We start from the raw sequence: 26,237 nt of genomic DNA, 5'->3' as shown, positions 1-26,237 counted from the left end.
ACTCATGGACTACCAAAAACCTTAACAAATGAGTGAGGCCTGTTGCTTCTAAGCTTTCCATAAACTGGCTTGTTTCCTGTAATTCATTATGGTTTGCAGTGGCAGAGCAACTCCCGCTTAATGGGCGCAGTTTTATAGTTGGGCAAGGTGAACTCCTTCATGTAGATGACGGTGAGTTCCTTGATCTGCTGCGGGCGGGGGTGGGCTTCGTTCCAACGGCGAAGCAGGTAAAAGCAGTAGTAGGGCCGCATGTAGGCGTTAGGAACAAACAGGTAGTTCTCTGAGTATTTCCGCCAGCGGTCATTCTTGAACAGGCTTACCACCGAGGCCGGTTTAATGGTGTCTGGCTCTTTGCCCTGCTGGTTCAGGTCTACCTTTTTGTTCTGGTTATTGATGCCTTCCAGCACGTACCAGCCATCGTCTTTAAAGACGTTGGGGGCAAACATGCTCCAGTTCTGGTCCAGCCGCGGTACCAGCGCCGCCCATTGCACGCTACCCGGAATCTGAAAATAAGGCTTGCCCAAGGTACTCAGGTTCCACCAAAGGGCCAGGGCCAGGGCCACCAACACCACCGTTTCACGCAGGTATTTTAAGGGAAGGTCTCCGGCCCAGGCGGGCTTGTTCCAGGTAAGGCGTACCTGCAGGTCTACCGGAGAGCGCCAGGTGCGGGCATGCCGAATCCAAGTTTTATGTACCTGGTGGTAGCCAGAGTGCAGGTGGTGATTTATAGTGTCCATGACCGGGGTAGGCAATAAACCTATGACCGCCGAGATGCTGATAAGGTAGAACAAACCCACAAACAGAGAAAGACTGATGCCAATGTGCAGCCCTACAATAGCAATGAAAAACAGCATCCTGAACCAGGCGTTCCGCCAGGGAATAAGCAATACAAAAGGTAGCCACAGCTCCACATAATATGTGGCGTGGGTCAGGAACTTCATGAGTTCAGGGTACTGGTACAAGATGCGGCCGCCGGGCATCAGGATCTGGTCCAGGCTGAGGGCGTAATACAGGGCGGTGCCATCGGTGGTCCATTCGGCGCCGCTTTTGAGCAGCGCGGTGAACACATACACCCAGGCTACCTGCAGAATATAAGCCACCGTGGCCGCGCTGAAGTAGCGGGCAGAAAGGGCAGAGGAAGGGGTGCGGCGGGCATCCAGGGAATAATGCCGGTGCCAGGGCAGAAACATGCCCCAGAACAGCAGCATCCGGAGCAGGCTGTCGCCGGACTGCGTAATGAGCGGATTGCGGTTATGCAGGGAGAGCAGCAGAATCCAGGACACAAAGGTAGCCCAGCGGGTCTGGTAACCCAGCAGCAGGCAAATAGCGGCTATGCCGGCAATGGCAAAGAGAATCACCTCAAACTGCCACAATCCGCTTAGCGCATGGAAAGAAAAGAAATAGGGGTTCCAGGCATTGGCATGCAACACATGCAGCGGCAAAACGCCCATGTTGGAGTAATGTGCCTCCAGGTCTGAGGCCCGTATGCCAATATCCAGCAGCAAGACACTGGCCACCCATATCCGCATGAGGGAAAGGGCCCGGGTATCTGCGTAGAAGACAGAATGCAGGTACTGCCTAAGTAGATGCATGGTCTGGGTTGGCGGCTAGAAAGGAAAACAGAAAAGGCAAAACCCAGGGGCTTTGCCTTTCTGCCTATATTACTTATTCTACGGAACGCAGAGACTAGTTGCCAGTAGTAGTGGTACCGGTGGTAGTGCCTGTTGTTGTTCCGGTTGTTGTTCCTGTAGTAGTACCGGTGGTGCCAGTAGTTGTACCAGTTGTGGTTCCTGTGGTAGTTCCGGTTGTGGTACCAGTAGTTCCGGTGGTTGTACCGGTAGTAGTGCCTGTGGTACCCGTGGTAGTGCCCGTAGTGGTTCCGGTAGTGGTGCCAGTAGTAGTACCGGTGGTACCGTATGTAGTGCTGGTTTCTGACTCAGTGGTTCTGTCAGTATTAGTAGTGTCTGTGGTGGTTTCAGTGCTGCCAGAGCAAGAAGTCAAAGCCGAAGTTGCTACCAGGGCGGCAATCGCGAAAATGTTTACAAAAGTCTTTTTCATAGTTTTGACAAGTTAATGAATGATAGAAATGGGGTTTCATTTCAGGTTCCTCTTTTACGGTGTTGTTCTTAGAAAGGTGCTAAAAATTTCATAGAAATTATTCAATACCCGTATTGCTTCGGTCTTTAGGCATGGGTTATCCGTAGAAATACTGTCATTTTATTGTTAGGTAAAATGGCAATCTTTGCCAAATATTAAAGACTATGCTTCCCTCTTCCGCTACTATTCTATTTGACGGCGTCTGCAACCTGTGCAATGGGTTTGTGCAGTTCGTCATCACCCATGACCCCAAGGGGCACTTCAAATTCGCGTCTCTGCAGTCTGAGGTAGGGCAGGAGGTATTAAAAGCGTATGGTCTGCCCACTACTCACTTCCAAAGCGTGCTGTTGCTGGAGAACGGGCAACTGTACTCCCGCTCCACCGCGGCCTTGCGGGTAGTACGGCATCTTAGCGGCGCGTGGTCCTTGCTGTACGGTTTTACGCTGGTGCCCCGGTTCCTGCGCGACCCTGCCTATGACTTTGTGTCTAGGAACCGTTACCGGTGGTTTGGCCAGCGCGAAAGCTGTATGCTTCCCACCCCAGACCTGAAAGCGCGTTTTCTGTAGTTGCTCCAGGGTAAGCGCTATCCTCTTGTTTACTTTTTCAAGCAATTTTCCTGTTATCCTATAGAGTATATGCGTTTTAAGGCCGTTTTTGCTGAAACTCCCCCAAACCGCCGTTCCTTTTCCCACTTTCCTGCCGTAAGTTTGTCTCTTGTAGCTTAACTATTTCTCTGTGGAAAGATTAGAATCGTTTCTTGCTGAGGCCAGCAGCCTGGCTTGGGGCATGCCTTTATTGATTTTACTGATGGGCGGTGGCCTGTTCCTGATGTTGTATTGCCGTTTTGTTCCCTTCCGGCATTTGAGCCACTCCATAGAGATCCTGAGCGGAAAATACGTGGACCCCAACGCCCCCGGACAGATAAGCCCGTTCCAGGCCATGTCCAGCGCGCTGGCCTCTACCATTGGCATGGGTAACATCAGTGGGGTGGCCGTGGGTATTGCCATGGGCGGACCCGGCGTGCTGTTCTGGATGTGGATGAGCGCCATTGTGGGCATGGCCACCAAGTTCTTTACCTGCACCCTTTCTGTGATGTACCGCGGCCGCAACGAGCGCGGCGAAGTGGAGGGCGGCCCTATGTATATGGTCACCGAAGGACTGGGCCAGAAATGGAAGCCTTTGTCTATCCTGTTTGCGGCAGCCGGCCTTATTGGTACGCTGCCCCTTTTCCAGTCTAACCAATTAACCCAGATTGTGCGGGACGTGGTACTTCGGCCCAGCGGACTGGTAGGTGATGACGTGTTTTTGCCCAATCTTTTCATGGGCATTGCCCTGGCGTTTCCGGTGGCCATTATCATGTTTGGCGGCCTGAAGCGCATTGCCAACGTAGCCACCAAACTGGTGCCGTTAATGGTTATCCTTTACACGGGTTCGGTGCTTTATATTATTGGCGTGAATGTGTCTGCGGTGCCGCATATGTTTGCTTTGATCTTTGAAGATGCTTTTACCGGTAATGCCATGATGGGCGGTGCCGTGATGCAGGTGATTATCATGGGCGCCCGCCGGGCCTCGTTCTCCAATGAGGCGGGCATAGGTACGGCCGCCATGATGCACGGCGAGAGCCAGACCAACGAACCCGTTCGCGAGGGCCTGGTAGCCATGCTGGAGCCCTTCATTGACACCATCATTGTCTGCACCATGACCGGTCTGGCCATTCTGGTGACGGGCGTCTGGGAAACCCACAGCGACAACGGCGTGAGCATGACCGCCCAGGCCTTTGACGCCGCCATGCCCGTCATGGGCAAATACCTGCTGGTGATCTGCGTGTTCATCTTCGCGTTCACCTCCCTTTTCTCTTACTGCTACTACGGGTCTAAGTGCTTCACGTACCTGTTCGGGTTCAAGTACCGCCGCCTGTATGACTACTTCTATATTTTAACCGTGATCATAGGCGCCGTGGCTACCATCACCTCCGTCATCAACCTCATAGACACCGCCTTCGCGCTCATGGCCATTCCTACCATGACCTGCGCCCTAGTCATGTCCCCACGGGTAATGGCCGCCGCCAAAGATTACTTTGCCAGAATGAAGGAAGAGAAGAAAGTGGCCGTGGTGAAATAGCGGTATCAGGTTGTGCGTATCATGTAGCAAGATTTTGGAATCCCGTTTTGGGCCTGTTTTCAGCAAAACAGGCCCAAAACGCAAAAAGGCCGTTCCTGCAGGAACGGCCTTTCTATTTTACTAATGTCGCACTACGTGATACGCACTACTAAAATCTATTTACTCAAGTACAGGTTGCGCTCTGAGTAGATCTTGGTGAAGTACTCGTCTTCCAGGTTGTCAATGAAATAGATGGCCTCGCCGGTAGATTTCATCTCTGGACCTAGCTCCTTGTTCACCTCGGGGAACTTGTTGTGGGAGAAGACCGGCACCTTGATAGCGTAGCCTTCCAACTGAGGATTGAACGTGAAGTCCGTCACCTTTTTCTCGCCCAGCATCACTTTGGCGGCATAGTTCACATAAGGCTCTTTGTAGGCCTTGGCAATGAACGGCACCGTGCGGCTGGCGCGGGGGTTGGCTTCAATGATGTACACAATCTCGTTCTTAATGGCGAACTGGATGTTGATCAAGCCAACGGTGTTCAGCGCCAACGCGATTTTCTTGGTGTACTCGTCAATCTGGTTGAGCACGTTCTGGCTCAGGTCAAACGGAGGCAGCACCGCGTAGGAGTCACCGGAGTGGATACCAGCCGGTTCAATGTGCTCCATCACGCCCAGAATGTGCACGTTCTCGCCGTCGCAGATGGCATCGGCCTCGGCCTCAATGGCGCGGTCCAGGAAGTGGTCCAGAAGCACCTTGTTGCCGGGGCTGTCCTTTAAAATATCTAGTACCTGCGCTTCCAGTTCTTTCTCGTTGATCACGATTTTCATGTTCTGACCGCCCAATACGTAGCTAGGGCGCACCAGCAGCGGGAACTTGAGGTCTTTGCACACCTCCAGGGCTTCCTCCGCAGAGGTCACGCTGGCGAAGGGCGGATACGGGATGTTGTTTTCCTTGAGCAGGGTAGAGAACGCGCCGCGGTCCTCGGCTAAGTCCAGGGCCTCATAGGTGGTACCCAGGATCTTGATCCCGAAGCGGGTCAGTTTCTCGGCCAGTTTCAGGGCCGTCTGTCCGCCTAGCTGTACAATCACGCCTACGGGGTTCTCATGCAGGATGATGTCATAGATGTGCTCCCAGAATACCGGCTCAAAGTACAGTTTGTCAGAGATGTCAAAATCAGTGGAAACCGTCTCTGGGTTACAGTTGATCATAATGGTTTCGTATCCACACTCACGGGCGGCCAATACGCCATGCACGCAGGAGTAATCAAACTCAATGCCCTGGCCAATGCGGTTGGGACCCGAGCCCAGCACCACTACTTTCTTGCGGTCAGAGACCACGCTTTCGTTCTCGCCGTCAAAGGTGCTGTAGTAGTAAGGCGTTTTAGCCTCAAACTCAGCGGCGCAGGTATCTACCATTTTGAACACGCGCTTAATGCCCATGCTCAGGCGCTTGTCATGCACTTCGCTTTCTTTGCAGCGCATGAGGTAGGCCAGCTGGCGGTCGGCGTAGCCTTTCACCTTGGCGGTGCGCATCAGATCAGCCGGGATGGTGTCAATGGTGTATTTCAGGATCTCGCGCTCAGTGAGCTCCAGCTCTTCAATCTGCTGCAGGAACCAGGGGTCAATCTTGGTCACTTTCTGAATGGTGCTGGTAGCTACCCCAAACTTCATGGCGTCTTTGATGGTGAACAGGCGGTCCCAGCTAGGGTTGGCCAGGCTGTACATCAATTGGTCATAGTTGGTTTTCTCTTTGCCATCGGCGCCCAGGCCGTTGCGCTTGATCTCCAGGCTCTGGCAGGCTTTCTGCAGGGCTTCCTGGAAGGTACGGCCAATGCCCATTACCTCGCCCACAGATTTCATCTGCAGCCCCAGCAATTTGTTGGCACCCTTGAACTTGTCAAAGTTCCAGCGCGGTATTTTCACAATCACGTAGTCCAGGGCAGGCTCAAAGAACGCCGAGGTAGTCTTGGTGATAGAGTTTTTCAGTTCATCCAGGTTATACCCAATGGCCAGCTTGGCGGCCACTTTGGCAATAGGGTAGCCGGTGGCTTTAGAGGCCAGGGCCGAAGAGCGGCTCACGCGGGGATTGATCTCAATAGCGATGATGGTGTCATCATCTGGGTTCACTGAGAACTGCACGTTACAGCCGCCGGCGAACTGGCCAATGCCGTTCATCATCTTAATGGCCAAATCGCGCATGCGCTGGTACACGGTGTCTGGCAGGGTCATGGCCGGGGCTACGGTAATGGAGTCGCCGGTATGGATGCCCATGGGGTCAAAGTTCTCAATGGAGCAGATGATGATCACGTTGCCAATGTTGTCGCGCAGCAGCTCCAGCTCATACTCTTTCCAACCCATGATGCTTTGCTCCACCAGTACCTCGTGGGTAGGGCTGGCGTGCAGGCCGCGGGTCAAGGCGGCGTCAAACTCCTCTGGGGTGTTCACAAAACCGCCTCCGGTACCACCCAGGGTAAACGACGGGCGTATTACCAGCGGGAAGCCAATCTCCTGGGCTATCTCTTTGCCTTCCAGGAAAGAGGTAGCCGTGTAGCCTTTGCAGACGTTCACGCCCAGCTCAATCATGAGCAGACGGAATTTCTCGCGGTCCTCGGTGGTCTCAATGGCGCCAATGTCCACGCCAATCATTTTCACGCCGTACTTTTTCCAGATACCGGCTTTCTCGCAGTCAATGGCCAAATTCAGGGCAGTCTGGCCCCCCATGGTAGGCAGTACCGCATCAATCTTGTGCTTCTCCAGAATCTGGATGATAGACTTCTTCTCCAGCGGCAACAGATAGATGTTATCTGCCGTGATAGAGTCTGTCATGATGGTGGCGGGGTTGGAGTTGATGAGGGTAACCTCAATTCCCTCCTCGCGCAAGGAGCGGGCGGCCTGGGTGCCGGAGTAATCAAACTCACAGGCTTGTCCAATGACAATAGGACCAGAACCGATGATTAAGACTGACTTGATGGATTGATCTTTAGGCATTGGTAAATGAGTATGTATAAATTGCCCAAAGTTAAGGGAGAAAGTTGAGAGTTGCGGGAAAAATGGCCGTGAGGTTGAAAAAAAAATAATAGCTGTCCTGTATTCCTTCCGCTTAGGAAATTTTTATATTCTTTACTTGCTAAAAGAAGATTGTTTTGCTGATTCTTTTGTGAGATTACTAAAATCAAATAGGCAAAACGTGCCTGCCAGGTTGGTAATTACTAAAATAATGTAAATATTAGCCTGCGGAAGGCAAAGCAGGGGAACTTGCCCTGCTGCCCATCCGTATTAAAAAGATTATATTGAATCCTTGGGAAAGAAATGCGGTCACTGCCGGTGGCTTTTTTCCCTGACGGATAAGGATTCAGGAGGAACTCTTTCCCTGGGGTGGCTTATTTCGCCAGACCAATTCCAGAAGAAAGGCTCAGGTATAACAATGTTGCCCCTATTGTTATGAATTCAGAACCAGAAACGTTGCCAATCATCCATCTTGGCACCCAATCAGCAGATAGTTACCGTTTACTTGTAGAAAACGTCACAGACTACGCCATCTTCATGTTAAACCCCACCGGGCATGTCTCTACCTGGAACCTGGGGGCCAGAAAGATCAAGCAATATGAGCCAAATGAAATCATTGGCAAGCATTTCTCTGTCTTCTATACCTCAGAGGCCAAGAACCGGGAGTACCCCGCCTATGAACTGAGGGAAGCCCAGGCCCGCGGCCGCTTTGAAGACGAAGGCTGGCGGGTACGCAAAGACGGGTCGGTTTTCTGGGCCAATGTCATTATCACCCCACTTTATAACGAGGAGAAAACCCTGATAGGCTTCTCTAAGATTACCCGTGACCTTTCTGAGCGCAAAAAAGCCGAGGATGATCTGTTCAAGGCCTATGAGTGGCTCAAGGAAAGCGAGGAGCGGTACCGGCTGCTGGTAGACGGCGTCACGGACTATGCTATTTTCATGCTGGACCCGGCCGGCAACGTGGCCACCTGGAACCAGGGCGCCCAGAAGATAAAAGGCTATGAGGCCAAGGAAGTGATAGGCAAGTATTTCTCCAAATTCTACGGGCAGGACGCCATCCGGCAGGGGTACCCCGAGCATGAGCTGAAAGAGGCCAAAGCCCATGGCCGGTTTGAGGACGAAGGGTGGCGCATTAGAAAGGACGGATCATCGTTTTGGGCCAACGTGATCATTACGGCCATCTATAACAGCAAGAATGAACTGATAGGCTACTCAAAGATCACCCGCGACCTTACAGACAAAAAACAGCTGGAGGAGAAGCTGTTCCGCACCCACGTAGAACTGAAGGAAAGCGAGGAGAAGACCCGCCTGCTTATAGACAGCGTAAAAGACTACGCCATTATCATGCTCAACCCAGACGGCCTGGTAGTGACCTGGAACGCAGGCGCGGAACGCATTAAAGGGTACAAGCAGCAGGAGATTGTGGGCAAGCACTTCTCGTCTTTCTACGGCCGTGAGGCCATTGAACAGAACTTTCCGCAGTATGAACTCACCAAGGCCATTGAGAACGGCCGGTTTGAGGACGAAGGCTGGCGCATTAGAAAAGACGGCACCGCCTTCTGGGCCAACGTAGTGCTGTCGCCTATATACAATGAGGAGAACCGCTTGCTGGGTTTTGCCAAAATTACCCGTGACCTTACCGAGCGTCGTCGCAATGAAGACCTCATGAAGAAAAACCAGGAGTTGGTGCGCATCAACAATGACCTGGACAACTTTGTCTACACCGCCTCCCATGACCTCAAGACGCCCATCACCAATCTGGAAGGACTGCTTTTGGCGCTTATGGAAGACCTGGGGCCGGATGTGGAGAAGCACGAAAATATCCTGTCTATGATGCGCGGTTCCATCAAGACCTTCAAGAACGTGATCTCTGACTTGACGGAGATCACGCAGCTGCAGCAGGAAACCCATACCTCAGAAAAAGTCTACCTCTCAGAAATGCTGGCAGATGTGAACGAGCACCTGAAAGGGCTTATTAACGCAAGCAAAGCTCGCGTAGAACTTGAAACCGAAAGCTTTGAGTTTCTCCAGTATTCGCGCAAGAACCTACGCAGCATTCTGTTTAACCTGGTTTCCAACGCCATTAAATACGCCCACCCAGAACGCGCGCCGCTGGTCAGGATCACTACGCAGATGTTAGACACCGGCACCCACGTGCTGTCTGTCTCTGATAACGGCCTGGGCATTTCACACCACCAGACGGCCAAGATCTTTGACATGTACAAGCGCGCGCATGACCACGTAGAGGGCACAGGGATTGGCCTTTACCTGGTCAAGAAAATCCTGGACAATTCCGGTGACAGAATAGAGGTGAGCAGCAAAGAAGGGGAGGGTTCCGTTTTTAGCGTGTTTTTCAAATAATGGCCCCAAAACGGCAAAACAGCATTATTCCTGGTGACAGGGCGGTAGGCCTTTGGGCAGGCTAAAGAATAAAATAAGGAGCAGGCAAGAACTGTAGTAGCGGGAGTTTATCTTTTTTCTAGCCCGGCTAGAGAGAACAGGTAGTTATACGCCAACCAACTTGCGCAAGAATTGAGTACCTTGGTGGTCTTTTGTTATCTTTCTTAGTTAATAGGCTCCCTGGTCCTGGTTTATGCAGCTTTACAGTAGTTTATCACGCATTGGTTTTCTTAAGTCTTACTCTGTCAAATTCCTGTTTGTCGCTTTCCTGGGCATTCATATCCCCTTGATCGGGATTATCTTTTTCATAGTCCTGAACAAAGACCACCACCTCACCGCTTTTAGCATTATTACCTATACCCTCATTCTTACCCTGGTAGCCACGGGGCTCACCCTGGTCATTCTTAACCAGCTCATCAAACCCATACAACGTGCCAAAAAGGCCCTGCGTAGCTACCTTGACCAGAACGAACTGCCCAAGCTGCCCACGTACTTCACAGATGAGGTAGGCATTCTCCTGCAAGACATCCAGTTGACGGTCACTTCCGTGGATAATCTCCTGAATGAGAAAAAAGACCTGGTCTCCATGCTGTCCCATGACCTGCGCACACCCACCATCACCATGCTAGACACGGTGCGGCTGCTGCAGGAAAGCCCTTCTGAACGCATGAACCTGGCGCCTTACCTGGCCAACCTGCAGCAGGTAGGGCAGAAGCAACTAGACCTCATGGACTCTGTGCTGAGCCTGCTCCGGCAAGACGAGTGGACCGGCCAGACCCTGAAAAAGACCCCGGTAATGCTGGGCCCCATGATCCGAAGCGCCATTCTTTCTATGCAGATGACTCTGGTAGCCAAGCGCCTGCAGATAGTGCAGGAGATACCCCCTAAGCTACAGGTGAACGTAGAGGCCGCTTCGTTTGAGCAGGTGCTCAATAACCTGCTAGTGAACGCCGTCAAGTTTTCGCACCCCGGGCAAACCATCTCCATTCAGGCCGAAGAGAAAGAGGGCAACATCTACATCCGGTTCCGGGACCAGGGCATGGGGTTTGCCCCAGAAACCGGCGAACGTTTATTTGACCGCTTTACCAAATACCAGAAAGTGGGCACCGCCGGTGAGCCCAGCAACGGCATAGGCCTGTTCTTGTGCCAGAAAACCATGCAGAAGCACGGCGGTAGCCTTTCGGCGCAAAGTGCTGGTATGGGTCAAGGCGCCACCTTCACCATAGAACTTCCTAAGAAATAAGCCTTGCTTTTTTGGCGTGGCACAATAAGCTGTTTTACGCCTGTTTTGACGAAAACACCCTTAAAACGGGAAGAGGCCGCACTAGTAATGCGGCCTCTTCCCGTTTTAAGTAATAGTGTGGTCCTTTATTTCCTCTACCTGTAACCAGCCTCTAACCAATGACCAGAGTTTATGTTTTATTTGTCTGGGGTATTGATAAAATGAGGTACTCTAACCTGCCTAAGGATACGCGGGGAAATGAGAAGGCGAAGTTGCCCCTTGGGCAGAGCATAAAAAAAGCACGCACCTGGTGTTGGCCAGATACGTGCTTTTTAAATTGATTACCAGAGTAGGGTCAGGCCCCTTGCTTTCAGAAAGACGAGGCCTGACTCTTGGTTCTGTTACTGCCGTACCACCCTTACGGTTTGCACGCCATTAGTCGTTACCAGTTTGATGAAGTAAACCCCCACATTGTAAGAGTTATCTCCCCAGGTTACCTGCACCGGAGTATTGGCCCGTGCTTTGCCAGATTTCAGGTTTTTCACCAAAGCACCATTGGCGCTGTAGACCACCAAGTTGTAATCCTCGTCTTTGTCAAAGGTAAACTCAATAGTAGTCTGGTCTGTGAACGGATTAGGATAGCTGGTGAGCTTGGCCTGCGGTTTGGCTGATAGTTCTGGAGCGGCAACACTTACAGATTGGGTGGTGGTGGTACTGGTAGTTTCTCCGCCGCCATTTCCAGATACGCTAAGCGCGCCACTGAATAGATCGCTCAAATCAGCCTTAACTCCATTCCAATTGTTAGAGTACCAAATTCCTCCCTTACTTTTGAAGATGGTTACTGCTACTTGATCCATTGTTCCAAGGCTAGCGTTTGCACCAGGAGCTTGAGCATCGTAAACTTTAAGTTGGAACGTCAAATTGCCTTCGATGCTTTGCTCTACACCATCAACTACCTCAGAGATATTTCCCTTGCTGGTGAACTCAGCTGTTGGGCTGGTAACGGCTAGAACAGAAATAGCTGTGCTTTTGATTTTATATGTCCTAAGCACATCCCCCGCAATTCCATTACGGTCATTGTAGCTCCTAATGATCAACTCCACATTTCCTTGTGGGTTTTTCATGCTCTTGTTATACTGCACATAGAAGCTAACATCAGATTTCCTATTAGTAGCACCTTGTACAAAACCTGCAGAATTTGCTTGGGTCATTTTGGCTCCACCTGCAATAATCCCACCTGGGGTAGGTACTGCAATGGTCACTAACGCATCATGCTCTGCATTTGTCAAGGCATTGTAGTTGCCAGATATGCGCACTGCAATGGTTAACGTAGCTGCTGAAGCTGAGCCTAAGTTGTATTGTACAGTAGCAGCTGCAGAGCCTACCGAAGTGTTAGTTGGGTCTACTAATCCTACAGGCAGATTCTGTGCGCCAGTGATAGGCGTAAGAGTGGTGCCATTTTTAATAAAGAATGAAACCTTGGCTGTGGTAATGTCACCGGTAAAGTTTAGGTTATTCTTAATCGTTGTAGCCAAGGTAAGCGTTGCAGATTTGTTTGTGGAACTAGTAGTCCAATAGAAATCTGAGCCGGTATAGTACGCATCTGCTACTGGGTTTGCAGTCTGTGGCGTAATGGTTACTGTAGCGTTGCCAGAAGCATTGTTGTAGTTATTACCACCAGCAAATGACCATGCAGTTGTACCACCAGGAACATTCGTGAAGCTAGATGCAAAACTCAAATTAGCGGTTAGAATCTCACCATTAACACCCGTAGCTGTACCACTTGCTGTGTGACTATTGCCGTCATAGATGCCGGAGTATGGCGTTACCACAACCACAGCATTGGCTTTGGTGATATTGGCAACCGTGGCAACTGTAGGGCTACTTAAAATATAGTTTCCAGCATCGGCTCCACCAGTTATGGATATGCCCATTACGCTTACAGTTATACCATTTCCGGCGTTAGCATCAGCAAATGTAGCAGAAGTGTAAGCTGTAGTTAAGACATCTCCTGCCACCCTATTATCTGATAGAGTTACTGTAGTTACTGTATTTCCGTCATAAACCTTGTTTATTCCTGTTGCGGTTACTAACAATGTTTGCTCAGTTATGGTAGCTGTTGTAGTAGCCACTCCGCTAAGGCTGTAGTTGCTAGACTTTACGCCAGTGAGAGAAGCTCCTATTAGGGTTACCGTTTTACCACTGGCTACATTCTTATTAGCGAAAGTAGCAGTGCCCCCTGTTAAGGAAACGTAATCTGCATCAGAATCTACTACTCCATTTAATGAACGGCCTGTTACACTAGCGGAAGTGGACCCATCATATATTTTATCAGAAGCAGCAAAGGAACCATTGATTGACTTAGCGGTAATGTCACCAATAGAACTAATAGGAGCCATGCTGTAGTTAGCCGCGAGTCCGCCATTGGTGCCATCGGCAAGGAAATAAGTGATGGTAGTGGCTTTGGAAGTGCCCACATTGGCAGTAGCATAGTTGCTGGCAGTTGGTGTGATAGCCAATGTTTCATTGCCTATAAGCCCTGTTACCGTACCCAACGTTACCGCACCTGTAGCAGCAGAACCATCATATACCTTTGTTGAAACAGTAGATGCCGCTGCCAGTGCTTTGGGAGTAATCTGCGCCGTTGAAGAAGCAATCACGTTGGCAGAGTAGTTGCCTGCATCGTCACCTGACTTGCTTACTGAGGCGGTGACTAACTTGCCTGTGCCTACGTTCTTGTTGTTGAACTGGCCATTTGAAGCACTTACGGTTACCTTATCATTCAGTATCAGTCCGGCTGTGATAGAAGCCGCTACTTGGGCATTCGCGTTACCATCATATACCTTATCTGAAGCGGAGATAGCGATTGTCATAGCTTTGGAAGTAATGGTGGCTGTAGTGGCCGCAGTACCATTTGCCGAGTAGTTGCCAGCATCATCGCCGGACTTGCTCACGTTGGCGGTCACTGCCTTACCAACGCCTGCATGTTTATCATTGAACAGGCCGTTGGTTGCCGCTACGGTCACTTGGTCATTCTCTACCAGTCCGCTGGAGATTTGGGCTGTTACAGTGGCATTGGCGTTTCCGTTATACTCTTTGTTTTCAGCGGTGATGGCGATTGCCAGGGTTTTGGAAGTGATAGCGGCTGTGGTGGTCCCTACAGAAGTTAAGGTATAGTTGCCTTTATCATCGCCCGCCAGGGCAGCGTCTGTTAGCGTAACTGTCTTGCCAGGGGCAACATGCTTGTCAGCGAAAGTAGCGGTTCCTCCTGTTAAGGAAACATCATCACCATCAACAACACCAACCAACTGCCGATTAGCAGCCGCAGCAGAAACACCACCGTCATATACTTTATTCGCAGAAGAGAAAGTACCTGTAATTGCCTTGGCAGTGATGTTGGCTGTGGTGGTAGCCGTGGTTGCGGATAGACTGTAATTGTTAGCAACTGTGCCGCTCAGGGCCAGGCCGGTAGCGGTGACGGTCTTGTCATTACCTGCAGCAGCGGTGGCGAAAGTAGCAGTGCCACTAGTTCCCAAGCTTACGTTTGCGGCATCTGTAGAAAGTACACCAACCAAGGATCTACCTGAGATAGAGGCGGAAATATTGCCATCGTAGACTTTATTAGAGGCAGTGATAGAACCTGTGACGCTTTTAGGAGCAATCACAAGCGAGCCGGTGCCGTTGGTGGCAGAGTAGTTATTGTTGTTCAAAGCAGCAACCACCGCATAAGTGCCGGCAGCGGTTGGGGCGGTAGCAGATCCAGCATAGGTTACATTCACCGCGATACCGGACGGCGAGGTGATCACTGTGGCTCCCTGAGCAGAGCCGTTGTAGATCTTAGACAGGTCGGCAACGGTAATCGTGGCAGAGGCCGGCGTGATTGTTAGAGTCCCAGACGTGTTGGTCACCGCGTAGTTTGCCAGCTTGTTGTTAGGGTCAACCAAAGTAGCGGTGATGGTGTACTCACCCACATTGCTCACCTTGGTGGCAAGAGTGGCATACGTGGCACTAATGCCATCGGCTGGCACATTGCCGCTCAGTACACCATCTAGGGAAGGGTTAGCCACATCGTAGGCTCTTTCCTTATTGTTTGCCGTGACAGTTAGCGCCTTCTGGGTAATCACTAGGTTGCCTTTTACTGGAGCGGCTATGTAGTTATTGTTTGCAAGCGTCGCTTCCACTTCATAGGTCCCGAAATTGACCTTGCCATTGTTGCTGATGCTAATACCAGATAAACCAGCAGGGGAGATAATAGCAGTAGCGTTCTTCTCTGTACCATCATATTCATGGTTAAGGGTAGCTAAGCTCAGGGTGGCTGTCGCCTGGCCTATGGTAAATTCCTTGGTGTCGGTTGAGCTGAGGTGGTTAGCGGTTTCAGCGTAAGTTGCCGTTGCGTTGTAGGTGCCTGCGTTGGTTGGGGCAGAGGTGGAAGTAGGATAGGTGGTAGAGCCCGTGCCCATATAAGAAACAGCCAGCGCTTGGCCCAGACCACCAGCCCCGGTCACGGCAGCGGTGCCACCAATAGCATTGCCTGTGTAAATAGCTCCATTAGCGGTTACTAAGGTTGTGGTAGGTGCCTTGGCAATCTCCAGGTTTCCTGCAACGTCGGTTGCTTGATAGTTGACATTATTCAGGGAGGCCGTTACTGGGTAAGAGCCTGCATTGGTCTTGCCGTTGTTGCTGATACTCACGCCTGTTACCGTTGCAGGGCTAATGGTGTAACCAGCTGACTTAATGGTGCCGTCAAAGGTGTGGCTCAGGTCAGTGAGTGCCATGGTGGCTGTGGCTTTTCCGATGGTGAAGCCAAAGGCTTCGGAGGTCATGCCAAAGTGATTATCATCACCAGCCAAAGTTGCTGTTACACTGTAAGAACCAGCCAATGTTGGCTTGGTAGCAGAAGCGGCATAGGTGATATCACCGTTGCTGGTGCCGCTGTAGCTGTAAGTTACCGCGCCGGTAGAGCCCGTCTTAGTCACCGCGTCCGGGCCTTGTGCCGTCGCATTATAGATGAAGGTATTGCTACCTGTTACCGCCACAGTGGAGGCAGCCTTGCCGATAGCGAAGTTCTTGGTGTCGCTTGATGGCTCGTGGTTGCCGTCACCAGGATAGCTGTAGCTAGCAGTAGCGGTACCTGCATTAATGTTATTAGCGTAGGTGACGGCTGGTGCCAGGTTTAACCCGCCCGCGCCGGTTACACTCACGGTAGCAGGTGTGATAGCTGAGCCTGTATAAGTAAAGGGAGCACCCGTGATTGTTACAGTGGTTGTTGATATGGCCTTGCTGATGGTAAAAGTCTTACTGTCACTGGAAGCCTCGTAGTTGCTATTGCCAGCATAAGAGTAAGATGCAGTAGCCGTACCTGCATTAATGTTGTCTTCATACACTGCTGCTGGTGTCAGGTTCAGGCCACCAATACCGGTTACACTTACGGATGCTGGTGTAATGGCGGAACCGGTATAAGTGAATGGACCCGCAGCCAGGGTTACCGTTGTTGTGGTTGCAGCTTTGCCGATGGTAAAGTCTTTGCTATCAGTAGAAGCAAAATAGTTGTTATCCTCAGCATAGCTGTAGCTGGCAGAAGCGGTACCTGCATTGATGTTATTGGCATAATTGGCGTTTGGTGACAAGTCCAGCCCGCCGGCGCCAGTTACTTTTACACTAGCTGGTGTAATGGCCGAGCCAGTAAAGGTGAACGGACCTGCAGCGATAGCTACCGTGGTGGTGGTAGCGGCCTTGCCGATAGAGAATGAAAACGCCTCAGATGTCATGCCAAAGTGGTTGTCATCTTCCGCTAGGGTAGCAATTACGCTGTAAGTGCCAGCCTGCGTAGGCTTGGTGGTGGCTTCGTAGGCTACACCACCATTAGTGGTGCCGCTATAGCTGAGAGTTACCGTGCCGGTTGACCCAGTCTTGGTCACTGCATCCGGACCTTGTGCCGCTCCGGTGTAAGTGAAGGTATTGCCACCAGTTACCGCGATCGTTGAAGAGGCCTTGCTGATTGTGAAGCTCTTGCTGTCACTAGAACCAATGTGGTTGCCATCGTCCGCGAAGTTGTAAGAAGCAGTAGCCATGCCTGCGTTGATGTTATTAGCATAAACAGGGACTGGCGTCAGGTTTAATCCGCCTGCGCCCGTCACAGTAACGGTGGCCGGCGTAATGGGTGAGCCGGTGAAGGTGAAAGTACCTGGGGAGATCGTTATGGTGGTCGTTGATGGGGCCTTTTTGATCTTCAACGTGCCTTCGAGAGGGTTAGCCTCGTAGTTGTCGTTGTTTAGGCTGGCAGTGGCGGCGTATTCGTTGGCGTTAGTGCCCGAGCCAGTCACGCTCACACCATCCACAGCTGGGGTGGCCGTAGCGGTGGCTGTCTTAAGGCTACCGTCATAGATGTACTCCATTTGGCCGAAAACAAGTGTAACGGGTGCCTTATTTACCGTCAGGCTCACCTCTTTGGTGGCTTCATTGTAATTGGTAGTGGCAGCAGCCTTCACAGATAAGGTGCGGGTACCGGCTCCTAGTACAGTACCTTCAATAGGCATATAAGTGAGCGATGCTCCATCTAGGGCCGTCGAATTAAGCTGGACAGAAGAAAGTGCAGTACCATAGGTGATGGCGGGAGGGGAAGACCAGGTGATAGTCTGATTGGCCTTGGCAATCACAAGCGTACCGGTGGCAGAACCATGGTAGTTGGCGTTTACCAACGTGGCCGTTACCATATAGTTGCCAGCATTGTTCACGTTGGCAGCTGCTATTGGCGTTCCCTCTAGTATATAGGTTAAAGTGAAGCTGCTCGATCCAGATGCTGATGTTGTTGCGGTAGCGGATTTGGCAGATCCATTATAGGTGTGATCTAAGTCGGCCAGGGTAACATTAGCGATGGCCTTTGCCACGGTGAATGTCTGATCTATTGAACCTGCTGCCTCGTAATTCACAGTTTCAATTTGAAAGGCTCTAATAGTCATGTCACCGGCACCTGTAATGGTCAAGGAAGAACCGCTTACCGTGGCCGGGCCGCTTACTACCTCAAAACTTACAGGGGCGCCTGAAGTAGACGAAGCCATCAGGCTGAAGGGTGCATCCCCGAAGGTTTTATCGTCTGGTTTGGTGAAGGAAATGCTGTTGGTAGCCTTGGCTATATTGAAATCACGTTTAACAGCGACGGCAGCATTGTAGTTATCGTCGCCAGCCTGCGCCACCGTGATGCTGGCAGGGCCGGCACCTGTAATGCTAACAGTTCCGGTAACGGCATCATAGCTGATACCACCTGTTGTAGTAATTGCTACGGGCAGGCCTGAAGAAGCACTCAGGGCAATGGCAAAGGCCTCCCCCCCGAAGGTTTTGTTGGTGATGGCGGCGAATGTAATGGTTTGGTTTGCTTTGGCAACCATAAAGGTCTGGCTTACATCTGCCGCCGACAGATAGTTTGTGGTTGCCGCCGAGGAGGCGTTAATTGTCACGTTACCAGCGCCGGTCAAGGTTAAGGTAGATCCGCTTACCGTGGCCGGGCCGCTTTCCACCGCAAAGGTCACAGGGGTGCCAGAAGTCGCTGATGCATTCAGATCTACTGTTGCATTGGGGGCATACGTTTGTGTACCTGGGTTTGTAAAGGCGATACTGTTGGCGGCCTGCGCAATTGTAATAGTTCCATCAGCAGCACTGAAACTGTAGTTAGCAGCAGTTAAGGATGTCACTACTGGAGTAAGAGTCACCCCTGAGGTTGCTGCATTTGTGGTAGCTGTATATGTGGTTGTATAACTTGGTGAACCGCCAATCACATTTGCTGTTTCACTATTTACAAAACCTGTAGCAGTATAGCTTCCGGCTCCTGTTACTGTTGCTACTGCTGTCCCAAAAGTAACAGTTTGATTCGCGGCTGTTATCAGTATAGGTGCTTTGTCAATGCTAAAGGCGTAGGCAGCTGAGGATACAGCATTATAGTTAGTGCCCTGTGCGGCACTCAAGACCACCTGATAATTGCCAGCATTAGTTGGGGCTGTTGCTGATGAATATGTTGTTCCACCTACATTGGTGTACAACAATGAGGTAGTACCATCTCCATTGTAGCTGATGGTGGCAGGGCCTTGAGGATTACCTGTATAGGTAAAGGCTTGTGTTCCTGATACACTGATCGTTGGTGTTGCTCTATTTACAACTTGTGTTACCGTGGGATCAGTAGACGAGGCGTTGAAGTTACCCGTTGGAGTATATATGGCTTTAATAGTATGGCCAGATGTGTTTACCGCAAGAGCAGATGTAGTAAAAGTCGCTTCTCCGGAAGTTAATGTAATAGCACCACTTATAGCTGTAGCTCCATTATAAAACATAACTGTACCTGTAGGTGTCCCACCTGTCGGCACAGTATTCACAGTAGCAGTGAACGTGACATTTTGTGCGTATTCAGAAGGGTTAGCAGAAGAAGTTAAAGATGTCGCTGTATTCGCCTTGACAGTATTAATGGTAAACTCACTACTAGAGATAGTAGTGAGCGCAGGTGTTGGGTTTGTAGAACTAGCCGTTAAGCGATATGTTCCGGCAGGGGTAATGCTAAGATTATTGAAAGTAGCTAAGCCACTTGAATTTGAAGTAACTGTAGCTGTTCCACTTAAAGAACCTGAATTATTAAGGCTTAACAAAATTGATCTGGCTGCAGAAACTGGATTTCCAAACTGATCCTGTACCTGAACAGTGGGAGAAGGAGAAATAGTAGCTCCTGCGTTGGCAGTTGTTGGTTGCTGAACGAATGCAAGCTTATTGGCAATACCAGCAGCCTGTGAAAGGGACCCTACAGAAGTTCCATTACTGAGTCCCGCAACAGTTGCTGTTCCTCCAGTTCTAGTTATACTACCAGCATTAGGCAACATTGCCCCATTGTCAGCTTTTACCTGAATCCCTTTTATAGTCAGAACATCTAATTTAGTAGTTCCTGAAACACTAAACGAGATAGTAATTGTAGAAGCAGTAACAGTAATAGAAGGGGAAGAAAGGGATAAGTCAAAAGGAGTGCCTCTCGTTGCGCTTCCAGTTCCTGGATTAAATTTCCAACCCAAAGGAGCTGAAAAAACCAATGTACTACCTGTACTTGTACCTGTTTCTGATGCAAAGTCTGTGGATGCTGTCTCGCTTATTACAATATCTCCTAATGTTGTAAAGCTGCCACCAACTGGATTAGTTGAATTTACTGCTCTATCAGCAGAGATATTCATTCCTCCTGTAGCAGCAGTGATGGTGACACCAGTCTGGGCAAAAGCACCTCCTGTCAAAAAGAGGCTAAAGAAAAGGAAAAGCAGAAGGCCGTAGCGTCTGGTGTTTGCCTTTAAAACAGACAGTAAATGATTTTCCATAAAGTAGTTGTGAAAAATGATGAGTATAAATTTTTAATAGAAAATTGGTTGCAAAAGGAAGGGTAAGGGCAATACATAGAAAGTCTTGCTTCCTTGTGAAGGGAAGTAAAATCCAATAATGTCTTGGCTACTGCCAGGCAATAGATAAGCTGAGAAAATGAGAAAGTGGGGGCTTTAGGAACAGAAGGGTGTTTTTCCTCTGATAAGGTGTTATTTAATATTAAGTAAAGATTGTAGTATAAGCACTTGTTCTTTGGTTGGTCTTGATCAGATTTTCAGATCTGCCAATTCCTTTAAATGTGATAAATACGTATGCTCTATATTAAATACTATCTTCTTGGTGAGGGAAACCTCAAAGCGGTTGTGTTTAGAGTAAAAATTAACCGTAAAGTAAATGTATGCAAAAAAATATAAATACAATACAAGTAATAAATTTATCTATAGTAACAATTCAATAAATACTTAGTTTTAAGTAGTCTATTGGCTAATCAGATAGCTCTAGTATAATATTATGGTTAACTAATATTAGGCTGGGTCTGATTTGTAAATTTTAGCTAGTAAGGTGCGTAAGTGATATTTTATGAAGCTATTAAGCGCTCATTGATAACGGAATCTACTAAGGCTCCTTTAATGAACAACTAGAAGCCGGAGAATAATAAATGTAAAGTATAAGGGGAGAGGGAGGGGGTTAACTTTACTTATACAGTATTCTAGAACAAGGTAACACAGGTTAATAAAAGTAAAACCTGGTTTCCGTTTTCAGCCTGTTTTCTGTAAAACGGACCCAAACCGAAAAAGGCCGCACTTACAGCGCGGCCCTTTCCTATATATGCAGTGGTGTAATCCTTTGCTTATTTTTCTTCTTCTACCTCGGCCAGTACCGGGTAATCCGTGTAGCCGACTTCAGCTGTGTTGCTGTAGAAGGTGTTCGGGTCTGCCTGATTCAATGATGCTTCCTGGTCGAAACGGTCTACCAGGTCTGGGTTGGCGATGAACGGTACACCGTAGGCCACCAGATCAGCATTGCCTTCTTCAATGACTTTGTTCCCAGTTTCACGGGTATAGCCGCCGTTGGTGATCAAGGTTCCCTGATAGATTTTCCGGAAGTGCTTAGCTACCTCTTTAATGGCGTGCGGTAACTTTCTGGCCCCTGCGCCAGCCTCTGTCAGGTGCAGGTACGCCAGGCCGTAGTCATTCAGCTGGCGCACAATGTACTCAAAGGTCTCCGGTCCGTCCTCAGCCAACTCAATACCGAACCCACCGTGCATAGAGGGGTTCAGGCGAACACCTACCTTACTCAGGTCCAGCACTTCTTTCACGGCATCCAGAATCTCAAACAAAATGCGGGCGCGGTTCTCCACAGAGCCACCGTACTCGTCGGTCCGGACGTTGGTCAATGAGCTAAAGAACTGGTGCAGCAGGTAACCGTTGGAGGCATGGATCTCCACACCGTCAAATCCGGCGGTTACCGCATTGGCAGCGGCATTTTTGAAGTCCTGTATAATGGCCTTGATCTCAGAGACTTCCAGGGCGCGCGGCGTCACGGTTTCTTTGAAACCTTCGGGGGTGTAGGCCTGGTCGTTGGGGTTAACGGCCGAGGGCGCTACCGGCAGCTCACCGTTATGGAAGTCTGGGTGCGACATGCGGCCCACGTGCCACAGCTGCGCGAAAATCTTTCCGCCTTTGGCGTGCACGGCCTGGGTTACCAGTTTCCAGCCTTCTACCTGAGCCGGCGTATAAATACCCGGCACGTTAATGTAGCCAATGGCATGGCTGCTCACCGGGGTTCCCTCTGAAATGATAAGCCCGGCACTGGCCCGCTGGGCGTAGTACTCGGCAATGAGCGGCGTGGCGGCGTTCTCTGGGTTATTAGCCCGGCTACGCGTCATAGGCGCCATCACTAATCTATTTTTAAGCTCTAAAGAGTCTTTTTTGTATGGCTGTAACAGCGGTTGATTTTCTTGAGTTATCATAGTCATTTATTTGTGTGAAAACATAAGTTGTATATACAACTATATAGATAAAAAAATATTAACGGTCTCTCAGCTTGTCCATCAGTTCGCCAATGAGGGTAGCCTCCTCGGGGGTAATGTGGCTGAACCGCTCTTCCAGAGCCTGCAAAAGGCCATCGGTTTGCTTGAGCAGCTCCAACCCTTTATCCGTAATAATGATGTCTACTTTACGCCGGTTATCAGAGCATTGGCAGCGGGTCACCAAGCCTTTCTCCAGCAATTTGTCTACCAGGCGGGTAGCGTTGGAGTCACGATCCAGCATACGTTCCTGAATCAGGCCCAGCGTGGCGGGGTTGGGGTGTTGGCCACGCAAGATGCCCAAGACGTTATGCTGCTGCAAAGACAACCCGAACGGCTTCAGCAAAGAGGCAATTTCTTTCTGCACCCAGTTACCGGTGAACATCACGTTCACGAACATGCGCCGGTAAGGGCTGCCAAAAGATTTCTGCTTTATCTCGTCTTCTAATTTCATAGGCGCTCAGCCGTGGGGCCGACAAAAGTACTTATAACTATTGTATATACAATTGTCGCCGATATTTTGTTCCGTTTTAACTTAGTTTCTTCAAAGAAAGTAAGAGATACGCCTGTTGGCGGATGTAGGATTTGCTTTACAATTAACTAAATGTGTTTTGGGGCCGTTTTGGGTAAAACAAGCCTAAAACGCAATCAGGAGTAAATCTTCTCCAGAATTTCTGCCACGTCCTCGGCCTTGGAGAAGCCCCGGGCCACCAGAAACAGTTCTTCGCCCTTTTGCGCAATCATAGCCGGGAAGCCCTCAATGCCCCAGGCCTGCACCTGCGCAAACTCCTGCTGCGCCAGAAGCCGGTATTGGTCATCTGTGAACCGTTCCCTGAACTGTTCCTCAGAAAGCCCCGCCTCCCGGGCCAGGGGAAGGTACGTCTCTACCAGGTTCAGGTCCTGGCCCTCTTTGAAGTGCAGGTCCTGAATGGCTTTGGCGTATTTCACCTGTTCCTCTGGTTTTACTTCCTTGAAAATAGCCAGCGCCACCGCCGGCGGCACGGAGTTGCTGACGTAGGTGCCTTCGCCCAAAATGCCTTTAACATACGCCTCACCCATGGTCACCCCCGTTATCTCCGTGAGCCGGGGAAGCACCTGCTTTATGTAATCCGCCATTTGGCTGATGGGCCCCACACGGTCGCCGGTCATCATGCCGCCGCTCAGCACCTCAAAGTGGAATCTGTCACCGTAGGTTTCCTGCAGTTGCACCACCTGCGGACCCATGGCGAAACACCAGCCGCAAAGCGCATCAGAGATATAGTATAGGGTAGGCTTCATGGATAATTAAGAATTAGGAATTAAGAATGAACGGGCAGAACTGGGTTTCCGTTTCGGAGCTGTTTTCCGGAAATCGGGCTCAAAACAGGTGGAGCAAAGGTAGAGGAGGGAATGCTTACTTTTCTGAAGGTGCAGGTTTCTGCGAGTAAACCCTGGGCCAAATGTTTTTGGCAATAGGGCTCAGTTATACTCTCTTGAAGCTCTCTTGAAGCGGGGAGAACCATTACCTTTTCTCAGAGAGAGAACGCGCTGCTCCCTAGATCGCTCGATGGCTCTTCCGGATTTGCAATCCGGAAGTTCCGAAAGGGGGATTTGCAATCCCCGGCGGCATTCCTGGTCTTGGTCCCCGGCAGGCGGATTACAAATCCGCTTTCCAAAAGTTCGGGATTGCAAATCCCGAACAGCCAAGAGACAAGGGCAGAGGAGTACAAATCCGTAATTCGGGATGTTCAACGCAGACTCTCCCCTTGAGGGGAGTTAGAGGGGTGTCTGCACAGGAGAATACGCATTTCAGAGCCTGTCATAAGCGATTACCTTTGATCAATAGAAAAAGGATATCGACAATACGTAGATCAGTAGGTGTAAACACCCCTCTAACTCCCCTCAAGGGGAGAGTCTGCGCGAAGTTGAGGATATTCTATTTTGAGGCTGTTTTCAAAGAAATAGCCCCAAAATAGAACCCTAACAATCAGCAATCAACAATTCTCACTCAGCCTTAAGCCGGTTCTCCAGCATACGATTATTATACTGCTGAATAAAGGCCTTGAGTTTGTTCTCCATGGCCACGCGCACTTCCGGCAGGCTGTCTTTGAGGTTGTGCTTCAGGAGTTTGTCTTGCTGGTAATTGAACAGCCCTACGGTATTCGTGCCGTCAAACTGGAGAAAGTACTCGCCTTCGGTCCATTGGTAGCCAGCTTGGTAACTGATCGCGAAGTTGCCTTCCTGAGGGTTGAGCATGTTCTTCCCGAAGGAGAAGTACGGTTGGTCATAGCCCAGATAGCCTAGCACGGTAGGCATGATGTCCAGTTGCTGCACCACCCGGTCTTTCTCTATACCTTTAAAGGAAGGGTCGCCGGGGGCGTAGAAGAGCACCGGTACGGCAAAGTTGCCCCAGGCGGTCTGGTACTCGGGGTAGTAGGTGTAAGTGGCGGAATGGTCGGCGGTGATTACAAAGAGCGTGTTCTTGAACCAGGGGGCCTGGCTGGCGGTCTGGAAGAACTTGCGCAAAGCCATGTCTGAGTAGCCAATGGTCTCAAAGATCTCAAACGGACCTTTCTTGAATTTGCCTTTGTAGCGGGCCGGTATCTTGTAAGGGTGGTGCGAGGAGGTGGTGAACACGGCGGTCATGAACGGCTCCTCAAACGTCTTTAGTTTGCCGGCCATGAACTGCAGGAACTCCTCGTCCCAGATGCCCCACATGCCGTCAAAGTCCTCTTTGTTGCCGTACTCTGTCATGCCGTAATACTTTTCCACGCCAATGAGATTCATGAACGCATCAAAGCCCATGGAGCCGTTAGGCGCGCCATGGAAGAAGGAGGTGTGGTAACCGCTGTTCCGGAGCGTGCGTGGCAAGCTGGGCAGGTCATTGCTCACGTACTGAGTAAGCACGAACGGCTCTTGAATGCTGGGGATGCTGGTGAGCACGGAAGGGAGGGCATCTATGGACTTGCGGCCGTTGGCAAACGAGTTCCAGTACACCTTGCTGTGCTGCATGAGCGAGTCAATGAACGGGGTGAAGCCGGTGTAGGTGCCATTTTCCAGGTGCTGGTTGTAGCCGCCCACGGCCTCCTTCCCGAAGCTCTCCAGAATAATCACCACCACGTTTTTCTTCTTAAAAACCGTAGAGTCTGCCGGCAGATGAATGGGGTTGTAGAGCTGCGCCACTTCCTTTTCAGGGAAATACTCCAGCTTTTTGAAGCTGGTCTTGTTAATGGTCCTGATCACGGAGAAGGGCGTGTTGAGCACCAGGTAGATTTCTTGCGGCCGCTCCACGTACTCGCCGGCGTTACTGAGCGTGATGGGCCGCGTGCTGTGCCGGAACCCGCCCCGCATGGCCGCAATGCTCAGCCCCACGGTAAGCACCAGCAACACCACGTGCCAGGGATAATATACCCAGGGATTATAACGGACCGACTTCTCCAGTTTGATGCGGTTGTACAGCCATACCAAGAGCAGCACCAGCGCAAACCAGATAGCCGGAATGTACCAGAAATCTACCAGGAAACTTCCCGCCAAACCGCCCCAGTCCTCATTCCCGAACTCCCTGACCACACTGCCGGTAGTGCGGCGCAACGTGAAGCGGTAATACACAAAGTCAATGCAATTAAGGGCCAGGCCTAGGGCATTGAAGAAGATAAAGACCCATTTCACCGCCTTCCGGTAAGCTGGGTGGTGCCTGAACCGGAAGGGCAGGACCATGAGCGCAATGAACAGCAGGTTGGTGTACAGCACCGCCACCAGGTCAAAGCGCAGGCCGCCCCACATGAGGTACAGCAGGTCTGAGAGAGACGTCTCTGCAAAGAATCCCCGGTTGAAAACAAAAAAGAGAACCCGACTGATGGAGTATAGCAGCATAGCTACCGCCAGGGCCAGCAGCATCGCCACGTGCACACTCTGCTTGAGGACCTTCGGGTGGAAAGATTTTATCATGTTCAGAAATAAGCCCCGCAAAATTACGCAACCGGGCGCAGAGTTTCATGAGAGAATGCGCAGCCGGAAATCTGGGTATAGGAAGACGGTGACCAGTTGCGCTAAAAACAGA

12 protein-coding genes are annotated in these 26,237 nt (G+C 50.5%); 4 read left to right on the top strand and 8 right to left on the bottom strand.

The window, feature by feature from the left end:
• Window positions 1-86: 86 nt before the first annotated feature.
• Together TH63_RS16745 and TH63_RS16740 are read right to left on the bottom strand one after the other, a co-directional pair.
• A complete protein-coding gene (locus tag TH63_RS16745; RefSeq protein WP_048921957.1) occupies window positions 87-1,592 on the bottom strand; it encodes an HTTM domain-containing protein in 1,506 nt (501 codons plus the stop codon).
• 94 nt (window positions 1,593-1,686) lie between these two features.
• Window positions 1,687-2,058, bottom strand: a complete 372-nt coding sequence (locus tag TH63_RS16740; RefSeq protein WP_048921956.1) for a hypothetical protein — start codon at window positions 2,056-2,058, stop codon at window positions 1,687-1,689.
• Between the two features lie 203 nt (window positions 2,059-2,261).
• On the opposite strand from TH63_RS16740, the gene TH63_RS16735 reads away from it, so the two are divergent.
• Window positions 2,262-2,663, top strand: a complete 402-nt coding sequence (locus TH63_RS16735) for a thiol-disulfide oxidoreductase DCC family protein (RefSeq protein WP_048921955.1) — start codon at window positions 2,262-2,264, stop codon at window positions 2,661-2,663.
• A gap of 169 nt (window positions 2,664-2,832) precedes the next feature.
• Window positions 2,833-4,218, top strand: coding sequence for an alanine/glycine:cation symporter family protein (locus TH63_RS16730; RefSeq protein WP_076606519.1), 1,386 nt, complete (start codon window positions 2,833-2,835; stop codon window positions 4,216-4,218).
• 155 nt (window positions 4,219-4,373) lie between these two features.
• On the opposite strand, the gene carB is transcribed toward TH63_RS16730, so the two are convergent.
• On the bottom strand, window positions 4,374-7,187 hold the full coding sequence (gene carB, locus TH63_RS16725) for a carbamoyl-phosphate synthase large subunit (RefSeq protein ID WP_048921954.1): 2,814 nt from the start codon (window positions 7,185-7,187) through the stop codon (window positions 4,374-4,376).
• Window positions 7,188-7,640: 453 nt separating this feature from the next.
• On the opposite strand from carB, the gene TH63_RS16720 reads away from it, so the two are divergent.
• Window positions 7,641-9,569: a PAS domain-containing sensor histidine kinase gene (locus TH63_RS16720; RefSeq protein ID WP_082161770.1), complete on the top strand. Its 1,929-nt coding sequence runs from the start codon at window positions 7,641-7,643 to the stop codon at window positions 9,567-9,569.
• A gap of 232 nt (window positions 9,570-9,801) precedes the next feature.
• Entirely contained in the window at window positions 9,802-10,851 is a 1,050-nt protein-coding gene (locus TH63_RS16715; RefSeq protein WP_048921953.1) for a sensor histidine kinase, read from the top strand.
• A 380-nt stretch (window positions 10,852-11,231) separates the two neighbouring features.
• Here the strand turns inward: TH63_RS16715 and TH63_RS16710 are convergent, their stop codons facing one another.
• The 5 genes from TH63_RS16710 to TH63_RS16685 all read right to left on the bottom strand — a co-directional run bounded on the left by TH63_RS16710 (window position 11,232) and on the right by TH63_RS16685 (window position 26,125).
• Window positions 11,232-20,168, bottom strand: a complete 8,937-nt coding sequence (locus TH63_RS16710) for a YDG domain-containing protein (protein ID WP_076606518.1) — start codon at window positions 20,166-20,168, stop codon at window positions 11,232-11,234.
• Window positions 20,169-21,019: 851 nt separating this feature from the next.
• Entirely contained in the window at window positions 21,020-22,141 is a 1,122-nt protein-coding gene (locus tag TH63_RS16700; RefSeq protein ID WP_048921950.1) for an alkene reductase, read from the bottom strand.
• Window positions 22,142-22,199: 58 nt separating this feature from the next.
• Window positions 22,200-22,652 carry a MarR family winged helix-turn-helix transcriptional regulator gene (locus TH63_RS16695; protein ID WP_048921949.1) on the bottom strand — a complete coding sequence of 151 codons (453 nt, stop codon included), beginning with the start codon at window positions 22,650-22,652 and terminating at the stop codon, window positions 22,200-22,202.
• A 194-nt stretch (window positions 22,653-22,846) separates the two neighbouring features.
• Window positions 22,847-23,476, bottom strand: coding sequence for a DsbA family protein (locus TH63_RS16690; RefSeq protein ID WP_076606517.1), 630 nt, complete (start codon window positions 23,474-23,476; stop codon window positions 22,847-22,849).
• Between the two features lie 705 nt (window positions 23,477-24,181).
• A complete protein-coding gene (locus TH63_RS16685) occupies window positions 24,182-26,125 on the bottom strand; it encodes an LTA synthase family protein (protein ID WP_048921947.1) in 1,944 nt (647 codons plus the stop codon).
• Window positions 26,126-26,237: the final 112 nt, after the last annotated feature.

Source organism: Rufibacter radiotolerans (assembly GCF_001078055.1).
Taxonomy (GTDB): Bacteria; Bacteroidota; Bacteroidia; order Cytophagales; family Hymenobacteraceae; genus Nibribacter; species Nibribacter radiotolerans.
This window is presented reverse-complemented; position numbering and strand designations above follow the sequence as displayed.

Bases quoted from the DNA above. Each gene is read 5' to 3' on its own strand.
- TH63_RS16720 (WP_082161770.1), top strand. From the start codon at position 7,641: ATGAATTCAGAACCAGAAACGTTGCCAATCATCCATCTTGGCACCCAA.
- TH63_RS16700 (WP_048921950.1), bottom strand. From the start codon at position 22,141: ATGATAACTCAAGAAAATCAACCGCTGTTACAGCCATACAAAAAAGAC.
- TH63_RS16695 (WP_048921949.1), bottom strand. From the start codon at position 22,652: ATGAAATTAGAAGACGAGATAAAGCAGAAATCTTTTGGCAGCCCTTAC.
- TH63_RS16745 (WP_048921957.1), bottom strand. From the start codon at position 1,592: ATGCATCTACTTAGGCAGTACCTGCATTCTGTCTTCTACGCAGATACC.
- TH63_RS16710 (WP_076606518.1), bottom strand. From the start codon at position 20,168: ATGGAAAATCATTTACTGTCTGTTTTAAAGGCAAACACCAGACGCTAC.
- carB (WP_048921954.1), bottom strand. From the start codon at position 7,187: ATGCCTAAAGATCAATCCATCAAGTCAGTCTTAATCATCGGTTCTGGT.
- TH63_RS16740 (WP_048921956.1), bottom strand. From the start codon at position 2,058: ATGAAAAAGACTTTTGTAAACATTTTCGCGATTGCCGCCCTGGTAGCA.
- TH63_RS16690 (WP_076606517.1), bottom strand. From the start codon at position 23,476: ATGAAGCCTACCCTATACTATATCTCTGATGCGCTTTGCGGCTGGTGT.
- TH63_RS16715 (WP_048921953.1), top strand. From the start codon at position 9,802: ATGCAGCTTTACAGTAGTTTATCACGCATTGGTTTTCTTAAGTCTTAC.
- TH63_RS16685 (WP_048921947.1), bottom strand. From the start codon at position 26,125: ATGATAAAATCTTTCCACCCGAAGGTCCTCAAGCAGAGTGTGCACGTG.
- TH63_RS16735 (WP_048921955.1), top strand. From the start codon at position 2,262: ATGCTTCCCTCTTCCGCTACTATTCTATTTGACGGCGTCTGCAACCTG.